We start from the raw sequence: 17,708 nt of genomic DNA on the forward strand, positions 1-17,708 counted from the left end.
TAGCAACTTTATCTGCCTTAATATGTTTGTTATAAGTAAAAAAACACAGGAAAAACTCTAAAACCTTGATTTTAGTGCAAAAAAAAGCTCCACATTTATGTGAAGCTTTACTAGTAGAGCAGACAGAAAAAATATCGAACTCAATTACATATAGCTTAGCTCAATTTTCAAAACTACTAGGTAGTTAAATGTTGTATTTTGAATTTACATTATACTAAAAACCATTCTTTCTAATGATATCAAAAATACCCATTTTAATACCAATAATGAAAATTTGCTGAATTTAGAGGTGTCTTAATAAGGGGAAGTCTACAAACCCAGCTGATAGTTGGTAGTTGAGTTTTTAATACCCAAATAATCCAAAGATATAGTTCTATTTTTTATGTAATGCATATAATTAAAAATTGAATTTCTATTTTTTTATTATTTTTTTTGTTGTTGAAAATGTATTTGATTGAATTTTTATAAAATAAATACCAGTATCAAGATTAGAAACATTTAAAACATGGTCTTCAATTATTCTTTTGAATATCTCTATTCCCATAATATTATAAATAGAAACAGAAATTGGAGTGCTTAGGTTTGTACTAAAATTGATATAACTTGAGTATATTGGGTTCGGATAAATTTTAATAAATTTATTTTCTTCAACCGAATCAACAGAAAGAATATTTGGTAAAAAAAACTGTAAAGCATCATTTGCCATAAGTTGAGCATTATGACCAATACCTGTAACTTCATGCTTTTCCCAGTTAAATGGTAAACTTATATCAGTAGAAGTAGTTTGACTTGTGTTAAAAAAATACTGACCTCTTACATATCGATTTAAGCCTTGTTGTGCATCTAAAATATCATTATGTCTTAGAGCTGGAGAATTTGGATCTGTATCATTTGTTCCTAAATGTATGACTAACTCTTTACCAAAGAATTGCTCCAAAGTAACATTTAGTGGTGTAGTTAAATTTTGAAAAAAAATAAACAAATCCTCATTTGTTGATCCAAATGGAAGTCCTGTACCATAAGGATAATCAACACCTGATTCTGGCACAGTGTACCAGCCCGAATTTGAACATACGCCTATTCCCAACTTACTATCTGGCACAAAAAGTGCAAAACGATGCAAAAATTGAGCACCACCAGAATGACCCCAAGCACTATAGGTTTCTTGTACTCCAGAAATATCATTCTTAATATATTCAAAGAGAGGTTCTATGACAGAAAATGTCCATTCATTGGGATCGTTAAACTCTAATTGTGTTGGGTTATCACCGTCCACAAAAACATTACCCATAAGGTAATTATCTCCCAGACCAGGATAATTAACATTAGTAAATTCAGGCGCAAAAACCATAAATCCATTTGAATTTGCCATACTTATCCAATAATCTCTGTAATTGGCTCCATCTCTATTGGCACCATGAAAGGACATCAATATAGGCATAGTTGTGATATTACCAGATGGAATATGATAAAACACTTCAATAGGTGGCCTGTTTACAGGAGATTGAGGCGTAAAAATAAAAGAACCTGTTGTATTTGAATTTAAATTTTGAGTATAAATTAAACCCGAAAAAAGCAAAAAAGAAAATAAAAAAAGATGGTTTTTCATTCTAGAAAACAATTTGAATTAAGAACTCACCAACAGTTTGATTTCCAACATTTTTAATATCTATACTGCTTATTGAGGCTTGCATTTTTAAATTATTGTTATCAAAATATTTGGTTAAACCCAATGTAAAACCACTGTAATCTGTTAATAAAGAATTGAGGTTAGATTCAAATTCTGGTGTAGCACTTTCATATCTCAAATCAAAACCAAAACCCTTTTTAGTAACATAGCCTGCTTGGACATTGTAGCTATCACCTAATACTAAAAATTCACTTATTTGTTGAGGCGCTAAAATTTGTGTTGCAGCTTCATCTGTGTAAACTAAATCTAAACCTTCTGCGCGTGCAATGGCATATTCTGCTAATAATGAAAAGCCTTTGTATTTTAACAATAAGTCAATGTAGGCTTGTGAGTAATCAGGAAGATTTTCACTTCCATTTGCACTAAATAAAAGGAAGTCTCCATGACCTTCTCCGTTAGCATTACTCGCTCCAAAATTTTTACTTGCAGCTGCTCCAATAACAAGTTTCAAATTTTCTTCATGTGCTAAATCTGCACTAAATAAATCATTCCCATCTGTAAAGAAGCCTAAAGGATACAAATCTAAACGACCACCAACTTTTAAGCCACCTAAATCTGAATCTCGAGAATCATTGCCAAATGAATTACGTCCATCACCTGATGTTAATGCAAACATGGGTGCAAAACCAAATTTGTTGCCAACTTTAAATTTAGATTCTATAAATACACCAAATTCACGACCTGTATTACTTAACGTTTGACTCAATAAACTTCGGTTTGTAAATTGCAACCTATCTTCTCTGTACGTCATCTCACGATTATTTATAAATGTTTGTTTCTGTCCAAATGTTATGGTAATATCTTTTGTTAGATGATAGGCTAACCAAGCGTCTAACAAGGGTTGCGATTGACTATAATCCGTTTGAACTAAAAAGCTCACCTTTTCTTTAACTGCTTTTCCGCTTAATATTAGGAAGGCGTTTCTGGCATTAAATGTATTTTCGCCATCCTTACCTGAAACTTTACTATAGCTATATGTTGGTGTTACAAAACCACCAAAATTAAACTGATAATTTCCTTCGTTAAAAGAAAAATTCAGTCCACTACCAAGGTCAAAGCTTGCTACATTTTTTTCTTTGCTTTCTTGTGCATTTATCAGTATTGATAAACTGAAAAATAGGATTAGTGATGCTATTTTTTTCATATCTGTATAAATTTGCTTCATTAGTTTGTTATTCTATATATTGGTAAATATGCTTCTTTTTCTGTTTCAAGTACACCAAATGACACAAAGCTATTTGGCGCTTCGGGTTCTAAAACTTCAAGAATAATATTAGCTCTTCTTTGATTGATATTTATTTTATAAGTCCCTTTTGGGAATTGAATGTTTTTAGTTTCAATTATTGTTTCTACTGTTTGAAGATTCATTTTTTCGTATTTCTTTGAATCTCTTTCGTATTCAGAAATCTTATAGGTTTCTACTTCAACTTCTTGGTCTTCGGTTAGTGTTTCAATGGTTACACCTAATGTTTTTAATTTTTCTATAATCTCTGTTTGATTTGCATCAACTAAGTAAGCTAATGGTCTTTCTCTTATTAAATTTGCTTGCGATCTTAAACCATCTCTTATCGTAACATCTAATTCTATAATCTTATTAGTATCTAAATCTATAATTTCTAACGTCCCTTTTTCAATTGTTTTTTTACTTGTAACAACCACATCATTTTGCTGGTTTATGGCTTTATTTATTTCATTTTTCACCAAAGTTATGTTAGCACTTGCCGTTTCTAAATAGGATACAGCTATTAAAAAAGTTGTATTAATTCTTCTTTTAAAAGATGTTCTTCCAATGCCAACACCTCTAATCTCAAACAAAGTCGAAATTGTGTTGGTTAGGGCATAGTTTGTTGCACTTGAGCGTGCATTGGTTGACCCTTGATTAAAATGAATTTCGCCACCATATTTTCCAGTAGAAATATAGTCATGGTGTTTTAACTCATTCTTGTCTAGTATTCGTCTGGCATTTTCAACAAATAATGTATCTGTTAATGTTCGAATATTTTCAGGTACATTCAAATTTCCACTATATAAAAACATGGCATCAAACAGTGACGTAATTCCGAAATCACTTAACTGAGTAAAATCTTTTCGATATGGTCTGTATTCATGAAAATCCAATCCTATTTCTGGATTAAAATCTGAAAATGCCTGCTTTAAAGACACACTTTCTGGTGCCATTAATTTGGTTTGGTCTCTATTTAAATCTAAACCGTTTGCAGCATATCTGTCTTGTTTTAAATAGCCATCAATGTTTGCCATTGGCACAATAGCCAAATCGATATCATCTAATAAATAAGTGTATTTTGAATCATTTAAAAGCTTGTCTAACAGATATAACATGCCTTCAGTACTTGCTGGCTCATTACCATGTAATCCACCTTGCATCCAAACTTTTATTTTCTCTTTAGTATTTTGTGTTGCCAATAGAACTAACGGAATTTGATATCCTTTTTGACTTTTTCCAATAAAATTTAATTTAATATTTTCAGGATGTTGTTCTACTAAATTATTTAGGAACAACATCAAATCATCATAATCCGTAAATCCTTTGTTCTTTTGTAACGCTGGTGTTGTATTTTCCAAGGTTTCAATTTCTGGAAAAAACTTTTGTGTAATTTGTTTAGATTGCGGATTTAACTGCGCAAACGTATTTACTGAACAATAAAGAACGATTATTAAAATCACTATATATTTCATCTTTAAAAAGCAAATGTTAGCATGATTCTGGCTAAATGTTCGTTTCCAGGAATTGTAATTCCCTCGTTATTGTTTATACCATCACTACCATCAATGTAAGTCCAATCGGCTTGAATTTTAGCTCCGTAACTCCGTGATAAATACTTACTGATTCCTATGGTATAATAATTAGGTCTATTATAAAACGTAGCATTATTTAGAAATGAATGGTCATCTGCTTTTAAGTGTGTGTAACGAGCATCGAGCGATATACCATTTTTAAATAAATAACCAGCTTGTATATTGCAGGCTTCTCCTAACATCATTCTCCCTTTTACATAATTCTCTACATCTTGTATACCATTTACATCAAACGTTGTTGATGTAGAACCATCATTTCTAACACGTTGTGTTATATCACCTGGGACACTAGCTGTGGTTTTAACATATTCACCAAGTGCGGAAAATCCTTGATATTTAAAAAGAAAATCAACACCATATTTTGTGTAGTCTGGTAATGATTCTTCGTCATTATCATTTAAATAAAGAATAGTACCACTATCGCGACCACGTCTACTACTCATACCATTATTATGGCTAAAATTAGCTCCAACAACTAATTTTGGTGTGCGCTCTCTAACTATATCTGCCTGTCTAAATTGACCAAAGTTTGTAAATAAACCAAATGGTAAATAATCTATTCTACCACCAATTTTTAGTCCGCCAAAATCTCTTTGAAGCACATTACCGCCATCTCCATTTGTTAAAACAAAATAAGGCTTTAGATAAGACCCTTTACCAGTTTTGAAACCTCCTTCTAAAAACAAACCAAACTCTCGTATACTTGCAAAAGCAGACGTTACGCGACTTCGTTCAACTAATTGAAGTGTATTTGAAAGCATGAATAACTCACGGTTATCTGTAAATGTTGACCGCTGTCCAAATGTTGCTTTAATCCGATTAGTTATGTCATAAGAAACAAAAGCATCTAACAGGAAATTATTGGTAGAGGCATCTCCAGCTTCAGAAGTTCCACTTAAGTCAAATGCAAATCTGTATTTAAAACGCTCATTTTTTAAATTTCCATCAAAACGTAGCCTAATACGACGCATTCTAAAACGATTTTGAGTGCTGTTTTCATCAACATCTGTAAACGTTTTTGTCTCCATGTAAGGCTGTAAATAACCAGTTATTCTCATTGTATAACCATCATTGGTACTAAAATTTAGCCCTTCCCCAAATTTATAGGTATCTAATTTTACCTCTTGCGCTCTAACAGATATACCTAGGAAAACAAATACACAAAGACAAGTTATTTTAAAACCTTTCATACTTTTATAATTAAAACTATTATTCAAAATTTCCTTTAACAATTATGGTTCCATTATGCATCATTTGTTGTCCTTTAGCAAACACATCTGTTAGCTTTAAATTTTCTGTAAAACAGCACAAATCTGCATCATAACCAACTTCTATTTTACCTTTATGTTTAAGTCCTAGATTTCGAGCTGGATTTGTAGTAATTAGTTTGAATGCCTCTGAAATTGAAACGCCACCATCTTTAATTAACAAAACCACTTCTTCAAGATTTTTATGAATTGGTGCTTTCCGAACTCCAATAGCATTTCCTGTATCATCAAACTTTGTTAGGCCTGCGTTTCCATCTGTACTGAAAGTCATATTATCTATACTAACTCCGTTTTCTAGTGCGTATAAAACCGATTTATAGGGGTCTGTATATTTAGACGCCCCTGTTGTAATATCAATGATACCGCCAAGTTTGGCAAATTCCATAGCCTGGTCAAAAAGTTCTTTGGTACGACCAACATGTGTTGGTGAAATATGTTCAATTGGAAATTTATATTCGTTAACTAACTCGAAAAGCACATCCATTTTAGTGTCTAAATTTCCAAGATGTACGTGGAGTATTCCTTTTTTATTCCCTATAAAACCGCCAACTCTTACATCACGTAATTTTCTAACTAACTCTAATGCAGTTGGGTACGATGATCGTATATCACTAATGGCTATTTTACAGCCTAAAATATTATCTATAAATATCATATCGCTTTGAATGCTATCTGTAATGGTTACAGAATCTAATCCATAATAGCCACAAAACATATAAGCTGAAATGCCATCACTCTCTAAAGATTTTGCTTTTGCATAAAGCACTTTGATATTTCTTATAGTGCCATCAGTTCCCAATAAACCAACTACAGTTGTGGTACCGCATGCAATGAGTTCGCTTAAATTAATTTCAGGCGTCATAGATGAAAATCCATCTTTTCCGCCTGCACCAGTAATGTGAATATGTTGGTCTATTAAACCAGGTGTTACTATTTTACCTTCGGCATTAAAAACTTCGGCTTCGTTTTTATAAACATCTAAATTATCAGCAATGGCCACAATTTTATTCCCAGCAATTAAAATATCTTTTTTACCTAAATATTTAGGGGTATATAGTTCTGTATTTTGTATTAATTTAATCATATAGTTATATAAAATGATATGTTAACATTACCACTAGTACGACTAAAAATGGAATGATGTTGCGCTTTACGATTTCAATTGTTGATACTTTAGCAATTTCTGCAGTAGCAATGATAACACCTGCTATTGGTGATACTGTTCTACCCATAGATGCCGATAATTGCATTGGCAAAATAATGGAAGCACTTTCTACACCTAATTTGTTCGCTATTTTTGGCACTAATGGTCCAAAGGCAAAGAATGATGCATTACCACTTCCCATTAGCATTGATGCTAGAAAAATCATAATAGTCATAACTATACCAATTCCTACTGCACCAAAACCAAGATTTTGAGTCAGATCTAATAGGCCATCGATAAACCCAAGACTTATTAAGCCTTTTGCAAAAATATCTGCAGTAATAATTAAGGTTACTACCGTTTTAAAAATGTTTCCCATGCCACTCCAAAATGTATTTAAAGAGTTGAAAACTTCTTTTATTTTTTTGGTTCGGATGAATTCAAAAATCAATGCTACGAATAAGCTTATAAACATTGCTGTAGTTGTATCTAAAGAAATTGGCACACTAAAAATGTTGAAAATTTCTGAAAACACGATTAAAAGTATAATTGGTAATATTGGAATTAACGCATAAATTAATGGTGCTTTTAATTCTTTTTCTTCGGCTTTGTGTTGTTCTTTTTCAAAGCCATTTTTTTTGTCGTAGTAACTATTCACAAAATAATAGGTAATCATCATCACAATACTTAATGGCCAAACTAAAGGGATTTGATAGTTCAAAAAGTAAATTATTGAGTCTATACTTGTGATACTAGTTGCACTAGCAGTAATTGCAGATGCTGGACCAATACCAAAGGCTGTAGTTGCTGTAATTACTGAAACTGCCGACAACCTGCTAACTCCTAAATTTACCAAAATTGGAAACATTGATGCCATTAAAAGCAATCCTAAACCTGCTGCAGATGGTATGGCCGTAAATAATAATTGACCTATTGGAATTACTAATGAAGCAGCTAAATAAGGTTTCTTTTTAAAGAATTTTAAAGGCTTCATTGCTACAAAAACCAATGCATTCGAGGCACCTATTTTATCTATATAAGCTACAAAACCACCAATTGCCATAATCATTAACCCAACGCCAGCATTAGTTTTGCTAAAAGATTCTTTTATATATCTAAATAAATCAAATCCATAAAAACCTGTTGGGTCTTTAAGTGTTGGTAAATTATAATTTAAAACTTGAGCCACAATGAGCATTAACAAACCAGATACCAATAGTACTGCATGCGGATTGTACTTTTTTAATAAAAGTCTTCCAGCAACTACTATAACTAATAGTGATATTATGGCTCCTAAATAACTCATTAACTGGTTTTAAAATGAAGTTCCATCTAATTTGGTTCCTGGTGAAAATAAATCACCATTAGCTTCTGGAATTCCTGCATGTTGTACAAAATCTCCTGTAAGGTCTGGATTTCTTGTATAAGATTCATCTGGATTTCCAGATAATGCAGAATTATCAAAAGTGAGCACTACATTTCCTGAAGTATCAGCAAGCGTCATCACATCACCTGAATTGGTTATGTTTAATAACCCTTCAGAAGCTATTTGCACTAATGCGCCTCCAAAACTTCCTGTTGGTGTTCCTCCTCCAAAAAGAACTAAAACTCCATTTGGTGCTAATATTGTTCCTGATGGAAATGTATGTCTTAAACTAGAAGCATCAGACACAGTATAACCGCTTAAGTCTAATTCTGGACCAGAGTTGTAAAATTCTATAAATTCGTCTTCATTAGCATCACGAGTTCCATCTGCATTAGCATCACCTGCTAAGTCTCCAGCTGGATCGTAAAGCACTTCATTAATTATAAACCCTAACCATGGGCAACCATTGTTATCTACTTCACCAGCTTCATTTGGACATAAATCGTTTGCATCTAATACACCATCACCATCACTATCAGAGTCATCGTCTAAAACAGAAATTGTAATTTCTGTCTCTGAAAGCAGAATTACATTTTGCACATTTCCAACACTTACAATAAGTGTTTCTGCACCTTCAACTGTGTTATCTTGCAACCCTGTGAGGGTTACGCTTCCCAAAGTAGTACCAGCACTAATTGTAATTTCAGAAGCACTTACTGAATAATCACTTGATTGTGTTGCAGTACCTGAGATTGAAAGTGGAATTACCAATTGTTGCGTTGCAGCAGAATTAAGAATTGCAGAAAGAGTAATTGTTCCACTAGCTTCACTAAGATTTGTATCGCTAGCAGATAATTCTAATGCTGGTAAGATATCTTCCGTATCGCAAGAAGCAAAACAAAATACTATACCAAAAACAAAAATTGCTTTTTTAAAGAAGTGATAAGATTTCATGTATGAGAAGTATTAAGATTAAACAATAGAGCATTTTAAGAAAATATAAAATGCTCTATTGTTTTTATGTTATTTACCTAATTATTATTTTTTTAGTGCTTGTATAATTGTTTTGAGAAACTTTTAAAAAGTATATTCCAGCATTTAATGCAGAAACATTTAGTTTATTATTAATCAGTGTTGAATTACTAATTAGTTGTCCTAAAACATCAAATACAACAACTTTAATAGTTCCAGAATTTTTACTTACGATATTTACATAACCGTTTGTTATCGGGTTAGGATAAATATTAAAACTATTTGCGATAAATTGATCAACTGATAATGTTGAACCATCTACTAATTCTCCTGGTGAAAAGAGCAAACTAGCATTGGCATCAGTATGTAATGTAAAACTACCTGTAAAGTCTGGTGATCTTGTAACTGATTGATTTAAACCATGATTTATTCCTGTAACAGTACTATCATATAGTAAAACAACATCTCCACTTGGGTTTTCAATAGTGATTACATCTCCGCCATTAGTTAAATTCAATTCTCCTTCCGATGCTGTTTGAACTATTGAACCTCCAAAACTTCCAGTTGGTGATCCTCCTCCAAAAACTACTAACATATTGTTTGCTGGAATTATAGTTGAAGCAGGAAATGTATGTCTTAAGGCAGCTCCATCAGAAACTGTGTAACCACTTATATCAAGAGTTGCATTAGAATTATTATAAAACTCTATAAACTCATCTTGTAATGCATCTCTAACACCATCGCCATTTGCATCACCTGTTATGTCAGTAGCAGGATCATAATGTACTTCATTAATAATTAATGGTATACAACCTGGACTTTCAATATCTACAGATAAATCACAAACACCGCCATCTCCAGTATCACTCACTGAAACTGTTATATTTGTTCCTTCAGTTATCCCTGTAATCGTAATAGTACCTGAAGCAACCAAACTTGGGTCATCACCACCAACAGACCCTGCTGTTGAGCCAATTACAAATGTATTACCATTATCACCTCCAGAAAAATCTATTGAGGCTGTATAGGTATCATCTGTAGCTCCAGATAAAGTAGTGTTACAACTAACAGAGGTTGCTACTAAAACAGTGGTGCAAGTTGCTCCAGTAGGTGTCCATCCAGAACCAGAACCTAAAGGGTAATTTCCTCCTAAAGTATTAAAATAGGCTTCTAGACTTGTAGCTCCAGCCGTTTGGCAAGAAGTATTGACATCTAAATCATCTTCTGCGGTAATTACCCAATCCGAAGGATTCCAAGTACCTAAATCTGGATTTGATAATCTAGTCGCAACGGCATCATTATGATTCCAATTAGAATCAGTATCAAGATCTGCATCTGTTTCAGTTTTTCCAAATTGACTTACAACAACGCCGTTTAACACAATTTGATAACCATCATCACCATTTGTAGAGTTGGTAGTTCCAACGGTATTGGAAGCGTTAAATGTTGTTGATGGAAATTCAGCTTCCATCAATGCAATATCTCGCACGATATAAACAAAAGAGTCTGTAACGGTACCTAAAGCAGAAATATCTATTTGATTAGCTGCCCAAGACGAACCATTGTTCATGTAGTTTAATATAACTTCATCATCAGCTGTATTTTGTAAGGCATCAGCACCAAAATTGGCAAAATTGACCGTGCCATCAACATACAGCTCAACGGTTTTAACGAAAGGGGTAGCACAACCAGTCTCTATAATTTTTGTTATCGTAACGTTTTGGGCAAACCCACCAAATGAAATTAATAAAAACAAAATGTAAATTTTTTTCATAATAATTAGTTTTAGTTTAATTAGACACTAAAGTAAAACTAGATTAAAAAGAAATAAGATACCAGTTAACTAAAAAAAAAAATACCAATTAGCATTGTGAATTATAATAATTTGACCATACTGTTTACTTTTTCTTTTATAATATTTGGTTTTACAGACGAATAACCTATAATTAAACCTTTAAGTTTAGGTTTGCCAACATAACATTTGCTTAATGAAAATACAGTTATATTTTGTTTTTTTAATTTTTCAATAAATTTTTTTTCTTCTTCCACAGAAACATAATCTTTGAATAATGCTAAAACATGAAAACTAGAAAAAGACTTGTTTTGTATGTACATGTTTTTACTTTTTTCATTGAATAATGAAATAAATAAATCATGCCGTGTTTTAGCAACATCAATACTATTATTTATGTGTTGAAATAAATAATTCTTTTCAATAAATTGATTCATAACTACCTGAATTGAAGGTGTAACAAATCTGTGTGAATGCTCTTGGATTGCAGCAACTGTATTCACTAAATATTTTGGAACAATCATGTACCCTAGACGTATAGAGGGATGCAATAATCTATTAAATGTTCCCATATAAATAGTTCTATCTTCAACATCTAAACTAAAAATGGTTGGAATGCTTTCAACAGAATTAGCAATTTCATTTTCATAGTCGTTTTCAATAATTAAGGCTTTATTTTTTGTTGCCCAATTCAACACTTCTTGCCTTCTTTTTAAACTCATTTTTATTCCTAAAGGGTAATGATTTGAAGGTGTTACATGTACTATTTTAACTTGTTTCTTTATAGTATTCATTTGGGTAATATCAATACCTTCGTTATCTAAATCAATAGGTATTAAATTAGCTTCAGAACTTTTAAAAACGGAATGTACATTTGGAAAAAGTGGGTTTTCAATCACTACCGAATCACCTTTATCAATTAAAGCATTAGTGATGAGGTATAAAGATTGTAAAGATCCAGAAACTATAATTATTTGGTCATAGTCACATTTAATATTTCTACTTACATTTAAATAATTACGAATACTTTTTTTTAATTCCTCAATACCTGTTGAACTTGAATACGATAAACCAGAAGATTTAATATGTCGCCAATAAGCATCTAGCAATTTTTTCCATTGATTTACAGGAAATACATCTATTGGTGGCAAACCAGGGCGAAATGCCAAATTGATATCATGTGGCCTGTTAAGTAGTGAGAAGTTTTTTAAATATGAAATACCTTTTTGTGAAATAGTAGGGTATAAGTTTTTTTTGATAGATTTTTTTTTGTTGATTAATGTTTCACTATTTATTGAACTATCATGGTTAACTCTATTTCCCGAACCAGCTTTAGATAAAATTAATTTTTCTAATTGCAGTAATTCATATGCTTTATTTGTTGTTGTTCTAGACAAGTCTAATTCTTGAGCCAAAATTCGTGTTGATGGTAATAACCAATTATGAGGTAACTCATGATTTAAAATGCATTGTTTAATAGAGCGATAGAGTACAACATACTTGGTGTATGGTTTAAATTTTTCTTGATTAAGATATTCTTTATGTATTCTATTTATGGCAAATTTATAATTGGTATTCATAATTTGTAAAAATTGGTATTGTAAAAATAACTAAATAAAATCTTTATTAGCAAGATGAAGTCTCACAATCACGTCCTAAGGATACTTTTTATTCTAAGTATTTTATCTTCTTTCACATCCTGCTCTGATAACTCAGATAATTCAATTAATGGACCCGTAATACTAGACGAGTTTGTTACAGGAAGTGGTTATTTTGAATTTTCAGATTTTCAATCTTTAATTATTAAAACCTATTACCATATACCTATATATGTTACTAATAATACGCCAATTGTTTTCGTTTTTCATGGAGCCGGAAGAAATGCCAAAGATTATCGGGATGCCATGATAGCAAAATCAAATCAATTTAATTTTATTGTTATAGTGCCAGAGTTTTCAATAGCTAATTTTCCTGGTGGTGATGGTTATAATCTTGGGAATGTGTTTATCGATGGCGATAATCCTTCAATAGGCACATTGAATCCTGAAGAAGAATGGGCTTTTTCAGTAATAGAACCCTTATTCGACTTTATAAAGCAAAGCCTTAATAATTCTACACCTAAATATCATATTTTTGGACACTCTGCAGGAGGACAGTTTGCTCATCGGTTTATGATGTTTAAGCCCAATGCTAGATTCGATAAAGTTGTATCTTCTGGTTCAGGATGGTATACAGTCCCAGATTTAGATATTAATTTTCCATATGGTTTTAAAAACAGTCCACTAGAAGACAATTCTTTTGAAAATTTATTTGAAAAGCAATTAACAATACAAATAGGTGAGTTGGATAACGACCCTAATTCGGCTGGTTTAAGACATAATCAATTTGCTGATGCACAGGGATTAAACCGCTTAGAAAGAGCCAATCATTTTTTTGATGAAGCTTTGCAATTATCTCAAGAAAATAATTTAGAATTTAATTGGGATTTGCATATTAATGAAGAAGGAACTCATAATTATTTAACCGCTTCAGAAAGTGCGGCAAACTTAATTTTTAATTAATTCAAATATGAAATTAACCAAACAAAATATTGGGCTATTTCTTGGTCCAATTATGTTTATTATTATATTAATTTTCTTTCACCCTGAAGGACTAAGTAAACCTGCAAATGCGGTTTTAGCATCAGCAGCTTGGGTAGCTATTTGGTGGATTACTGAAGCTTTACATATTGCAATTACAGCTTTATTACCTATAATACTATTTCCTTTGAGCGGTGGGTTGGCATTAAAAGCAACGACGGCTTCTTATGGACATAAATATATTTTTCTCTTTTTTGGTGGTTTTGTATTAGCAATTGCTATTGAGAAATGGAATCTTCACAAGCGTATTGCTTTAACTATTATTAGAATAGTTGGAACCAATGTAAATCATATTATCTTGGGATTTATGGTTGCTACTGCTTTCTTATCCATGTGGATTTCTAATACTGCAACTGCTGTTATGATTTTACCTATTGGGATTGCTATTGTATTACAACTTAAAGATAACCCTGATACTATTGAAGATGAAAATCAAATTTTTGGTAAAGCTTTAATGCTAGCAATAGCATATAGTGCGTCAATTGGAGGAATGGCTACACTGATTGGCACACCACCAAATCTAGTTTTAGCAGGTGTAGTGCAAGAAAGTTATGGTGTAGAAATAACGTTTTCTCAATGGTTTATATTTGGATTTCCAATAAGTCTTGTATTTTTATTTTTAACTTGGATCTACATAACAAGGGTTGCATTTAAATTAAAACTAAAAGAGTTCCCTGGCGGAAAAAGTGAAATAAACAACCAATTGAAAAAATTAGGAAGTATTTCATATGAAGAAAAAATGATTTTTTTGGTATTTATCTTAACAGCATTTGCATGGATTAGTAGGTCATTTTTACTTCAAAAATTTCTTCCACAAATTGATGACACTATTATCGCAATGTGTTCCGCATTTGTTTTATTTTTATTACCCAGTAAAGAAAAAGGCCATAATCTGATTAGATGGAAAGATGCCATAAAATTACCTTGGGATATACTTATATTATTTGGTGGTGGGATGGCTTTAGCACTTGGTTTCGAGTCTAGTGGATTAGCTCTCTGGATTGGAAATCAGTTAATCGCATTAGAAACACTTCCTTTAATTCTATTATTATTAATTTTAATTACCGCAGTTAATTTTTTAACGGAAATTACTTCAAATTTAGCAACAACAGCAATGTTACTTCCTGTACTTGTCTCCCTAGCAAATGTAATAGGCATAAATCCTTACATTTTATTAGTGGGAGCAACTGTAGCAGCATCATGCGCTTTTATGTTACCGGTTGCAACACCACCGAATGCTGTTGTTTTCGGCTCAGGTTATCTTAAAATACAAGATATGATAAAAAAAGGCTTTTGGATGAATATTTTGTCCATTATTCTACTCACTATAATCGTATATTATGTCCTTCCAATAATTTGGAATTTAACATAGAATATAATTACAGGTTCAAAACATCTTCTTTTTTAACCTAAAAATGTTCTTTGAGGGTGGTAAAGAACAAAAGAAAAACAATAGTTAAATCCTGCCACCCAAAAATCCAGCTACAAATAGATTTTTCGGTATATCCAAAACAATCGATCACATATAAAAAAAGATATTCTTTGTTTTGTTTAAAGTACAATAATAATGATCCATTTTATTGTGGATATGTTTATATTTATTGGTTTTTGGCGGACACATGCTGTTCGCAAATAATCATTCCCTCGGGTGATAAAACTCTTAGCATGCTCTTTTCATATATTTTTATTTATTCATTTTTAGAGATTCCCTGATAAGATAGTGAGTGAATTTGCTGATGATTTTAAAGGAAGAGTCGTTGGATTTGGAACTTATGATTTTGGACTTCCAAATGGAGCAACGCATTGGTTAGCATTAACGGGAAAAGATACTGATGATCATTTATTACTTTATGACAAGCTAGAAAAAAATCCAAAATTTATTAAATTAATTTCATCACGTGGTAAATTTGAACTTATAAAAGATTTTGAAATAAATATTTTAAAACGTAAACAATAAAGTATTAAAGATTTATTATTAATAAATGCAACCCTGTTTTTTGTTAAAAACAGGGTTTTAAAGTTTAATTAATAAAAAAACATAGTAAATTTGCGGGATGGCATTAAAAGATATAGAATTAACGTGTGCAATTGCAAAATCAACATACTTACTAGGTGACCATTGGTCCTTACTTATTTTAAGAGACATGTTGCTACATCACAAAACAAGATTCAAAGAGTTTCTGAATTCAAAAGAAAAAATTGCCACAAATATTTTAACAAACAGACTTAAAGCACTTACTGATAAAGGTTTAATAATACTTTTAAATCCAAACAGTACAAAAAAAAGTAGACAATATATAGCTACTGAAAAAGGAGTTTCTACGTTGATTATTATTATAGAACTTTATCTATTTTCTATTATGGATATAGATGAATCTATTTTAAATGAAGATCAACTAAAAATTAAGGAAAATATTCTTGGCAATCGAAAAGCTTTTCAGAATTCTAAATTGAAAAATTATTTAACTTTCAAAGAAAAATTATTGAATGAAGTTAATCAAGCTATAGGAGTTTAGAATCACCTAATGTTAAGGTTCAAAAAATTAGTAGTAAATAACTTTTTAAAAACATTTTATATTTTTTTAACAAGCCAAATTACTACTCATTATCTTGCTTTATACGTTCGTAAACATAAAATTTTTGAACTTTACCATCTTTAATCAAAGCGTCATTAACCTGTACAACTTTCAAAACTTTCTCTCCATCTACTAAACTCAAGTTTAAACTTGAAGTTACCCACTGCTCTATATCACCATTAGTATTTACTACATTATTAGCAATATAATATTTTGGACTCCATTTTGGCTTATTGGTACTAAACCAAACTTTAAGAAACTCTTCATGTGCCTCTAAACCCTCTATAAACTCTCCTCTTGGACCGTATACCTTAATGTTTTTAGCATTCATAGATTTAATTGCTGCAATGTCTCTGTTATTGTGAGCATCAATATATTTTTCCCAAATAGCAACTGATGCCATTTCTCCTGCGTTTAAAATAAGTTTTTCTCCTTTATTAGAAATTTCGAACCCTATTTGGGTATCTGTAGCCTTTTCCATTTTAGAATTACAACTAAAAATTATAGTTAGCCCTAATAGTAAACTATACTTTCTCATTAGTTTATTTTTTAAATTTTTGAATATTTAATTTATAATTTTTGTTTTAAAAACCTTGATTCTATTTACCATTTTGAATGGGAGTAGTATCTGGCATCATTTTGTTCAAAATTGCATATACAGGGCAAAATTTTGTTAATGGGCTTACAATTTGAAGTGCAGCAGTTACCAAAGCGATCCAAATAAAATCCAAGCTTACTTGAATTGCTAAAATTGCTGAAATTAGATATATAAATCCCACAATTGCATCGTGAGCTCTTACTTTTAAAATGTCTTTTTTGTTTTGCATAATTTTAATTTTTGTTAATTAATTTAAAAATTCATCACTCGTACCATCATAGTCGTCGTTACTACTTTTCTTATACCAGCTGCATCTTTTGAAAAAGACACAAATAAATCATCAGATAGCATTTGTTTTGTTTGCCTAAGAGACGACTCCACATCATTAGCACCTATCCATACAAAGTGCGTGAAATCTTTTACCTTACCAATGATTGGATAACCAATTCCATAAGAATTATTTTCAAAACCTAATTTTTTCGCCATAGTCTGAGTAAATTCTTTAAATATATTTAGATAAGCTTGAGTATCAGAAATATCAAGCTGATAAATCATAAATGCTTGATCATTTGACCAGTCATTTTTATACCATAAAGGTGTATTTAGTGCTTGATTAATCCCTTCTGTAAATTTTCCTAACTTTTCACCGAAAAGTTGGGCTTCTGTCGACAAACTCCAAGAAGTGAAGAAATTGGCAAATGCCACTTCGTCCGGAAAACAAAATTGAATAGAATGTGTTGCTTGGTTTGGACCATTAAACTGATAAGAAAACAATGATTTTGTTCCTTGAATGTTCTTTCCCCAGCCTGTGTCCATCATACCTTTAAGAGTACTAACTACCATTTC

The 17,708-nt window shown here is 31.4% G+C and carries 16 protein-coding genes; 4 read left to right on the forward strand and 12 right to left on the reverse strand.

Annotated elements, in window-relative coordinates:
* Nucleotides 1–412 precede the first annotated feature (412 nt).
* From P8H50_RS04830 to P8H50_RS04870, 9 genes are all read right to left on the reverse strand, one after another.
* The gene (locus P8H50_RS04830) at nt 413–1,609 is read right to left on the reverse strand and encodes a T9SS type A sorting domain-containing protein (RefSeq protein WP_300206166.1); all 1,197 of its coding nucleotides are present in this window, start codon (nt 1,607–1,609) and stop codon (nt 413–415) included.
* Nucleotide 1,610: 1 nt separating this feature from the next.
* A complete protein-coding gene (locus P8H50_RS04835) occupies nt 1,611–2,855 on the reverse strand; it encodes a porin (protein ID WP_300206168.1) in 1,245 nt (414 codons plus the stop codon).
* Complete coding sequence (locus tag P8H50_RS04840) at nt 2,855–4,387, reverse strand: M14 family metallocarboxypeptidase (protein ID WP_300206170.1); 1,533 nt, start codon at nt 4,385–4,387, stop codon at nt 2,855–2,857. Before P8H50_RS04840 ends, P8H50_RS04835 begins: the two co-directional genes overlap by 1 nt.
* A 2-nt stretch (nt 4,388–4,389) precedes the next feature.
* On the reverse strand, nt 4,390–5,697 hold the full coding sequence (locus P8H50_RS04845) for a porin (protein WP_300206172.1): 1,308 nt from the start codon (nt 5,695–5,697) through the stop codon (nt 4,390–4,392).
* A 19-nt stretch (nt 5,698–5,716) separates the two neighbouring features.
* Complete coding sequence (gene iadA / locus P8H50_RS04850; protein WP_300206174.1) at nt 5,717–6,859, reverse strand: beta-aspartyl-peptidase; 1,143 nt, start codon at nt 6,857–6,859, stop codon at nt 5,717–5,719.
* A gap of 4 nt (nt 6,860–6,863) precedes the next feature.
* Nucleotides 6,864–8,225 (reverse strand): C4-dicarboxylate transporter DcuC, encoded by a 1,362-nt coding sequence (gene dcuC, locus P8H50_RS04855; RefSeq protein ID WP_300206176.1) that lies wholly within the window; start codon nt 8,223–8,225, stop codon nt 6,864–6,866.
* Between the two features lie 9 nt (nt 8,226–8,234).
* Nucleotides 8,235–9,239 (reverse strand): lamin tail domain-containing protein, encoded by a 1,005-nt coding sequence (locus P8H50_RS04860; RefSeq protein WP_300206178.1) that lies wholly within the window; start codon nt 9,237–9,239, stop codon nt 8,235–8,237.
* A gap of 73 nt (nt 9,240–9,312) precedes the next feature.
* Nucleotides 9,313–11,031 carry a lamin tail domain-containing protein gene (locus tag P8H50_RS04865; RefSeq protein ID WP_300206180.1) on the reverse strand — a complete coding sequence of 573 codons (1,719 nt, stop codon included), beginning with the start codon at nt 11,029–11,031 and terminating at the stop codon, nt 9,313–9,315.
* A gap of 101 nt (nt 11,032–11,132) precedes the next feature.
* Entirely contained in the window at nt 11,133–12,629 is a 1,497-nt protein-coding gene (locus P8H50_RS04870) for a PLP-dependent aminotransferase family protein (protein WP_300206182.1), read from the reverse strand.
* A 54-nt stretch (nt 12,630–12,683) separates the two neighbouring features.
* Here P8H50_RS04870 and P8H50_RS04875 point away from each other — a divergent pair, with 54 nt between their 5' ends.
* The 4 genes from P8H50_RS04875 (at nt 12,684) to P8H50_RS04890 (ending at nt 16,204) form a co-directional block, all read left to right on the forward strand.
* Nucleotides 12,684–13,610 (forward strand): hypothetical protein, encoded by a 927-nt coding sequence (locus P8H50_RS04875; protein WP_300206184.1) that lies wholly within the window; start codon nt 12,684–12,686, stop codon nt 13,608–13,610.
* Between the two features lie 7 nt (nt 13,611–13,617).
* Nucleotides 13,618–15,060: a DASS family sodium-coupled anion symporter gene (locus tag P8H50_RS04880; protein WP_300206186.1), complete on the forward strand. Its 1,443-nt coding sequence runs from the start codon at nt 13,618–13,620 to the stop codon at nt 15,058–15,060.
* Nucleotides 15,061–15,408: 348 nt separating this feature from the next.
* Nucleotides 15,409–15,645, forward strand: coding sequence for a hypothetical protein (locus tag P8H50_RS04885; protein WP_300206188.1), 237 nt, complete (start codon nt 15,409–15,411; stop codon nt 15,643–15,645).
* A gap of 97 nt (nt 15,646–15,742) precedes the next feature.
* Nucleotides 15,743–16,204: a winged helix-turn-helix transcriptional regulator gene (locus tag P8H50_RS04890; protein ID WP_300206190.1), complete on the forward strand. Its 462-nt coding sequence runs from the start codon at nt 15,743–15,745 to the stop codon at nt 16,202–16,204.
* An 82-nt stretch (nt 16,205–16,286) separates the two neighbouring features.
* On the opposite strand, the gene P8H50_RS04895 is transcribed toward P8H50_RS04890, so the two are convergent.
* The 3 genes from P8H50_RS04895 to P8H50_RS04905 all read right to left on the reverse strand — a co-directional run.
* Nucleotides 16,287–16,802, reverse strand: a complete 516-nt coding sequence (locus P8H50_RS04895; RefSeq protein WP_300206192.1) for a hypothetical protein — start codon at nt 16,800–16,802, stop codon at nt 16,287–16,289.
* 61 nt (nt 16,803–16,863) lie between these two features.
* Entirely contained in the window at nt 16,864–17,091 is a 228-nt protein-coding gene (locus tag P8H50_RS04900; RefSeq protein WP_300206194.1) for a DUF2892 domain-containing protein, read from the reverse strand.
* A gap of 23 nt (nt 17,092–17,114) precedes the next feature.
* A partial coding sequence (locus P8H50_RS04905; protein WP_300206196.1) for a hypothetical protein occupies nt 17,115–17,708 on the reverse strand: 594 nt, incomplete at its 5' end.

The organism is Lacinutrix sp., assembly GCF_029238095.1.
Taxonomy (GTDB): domain Bacteria; phylum Bacteroidota; class Bacteroidia; order Flavobacteriales; family Flavobacteriaceae; genus Lacinutrix.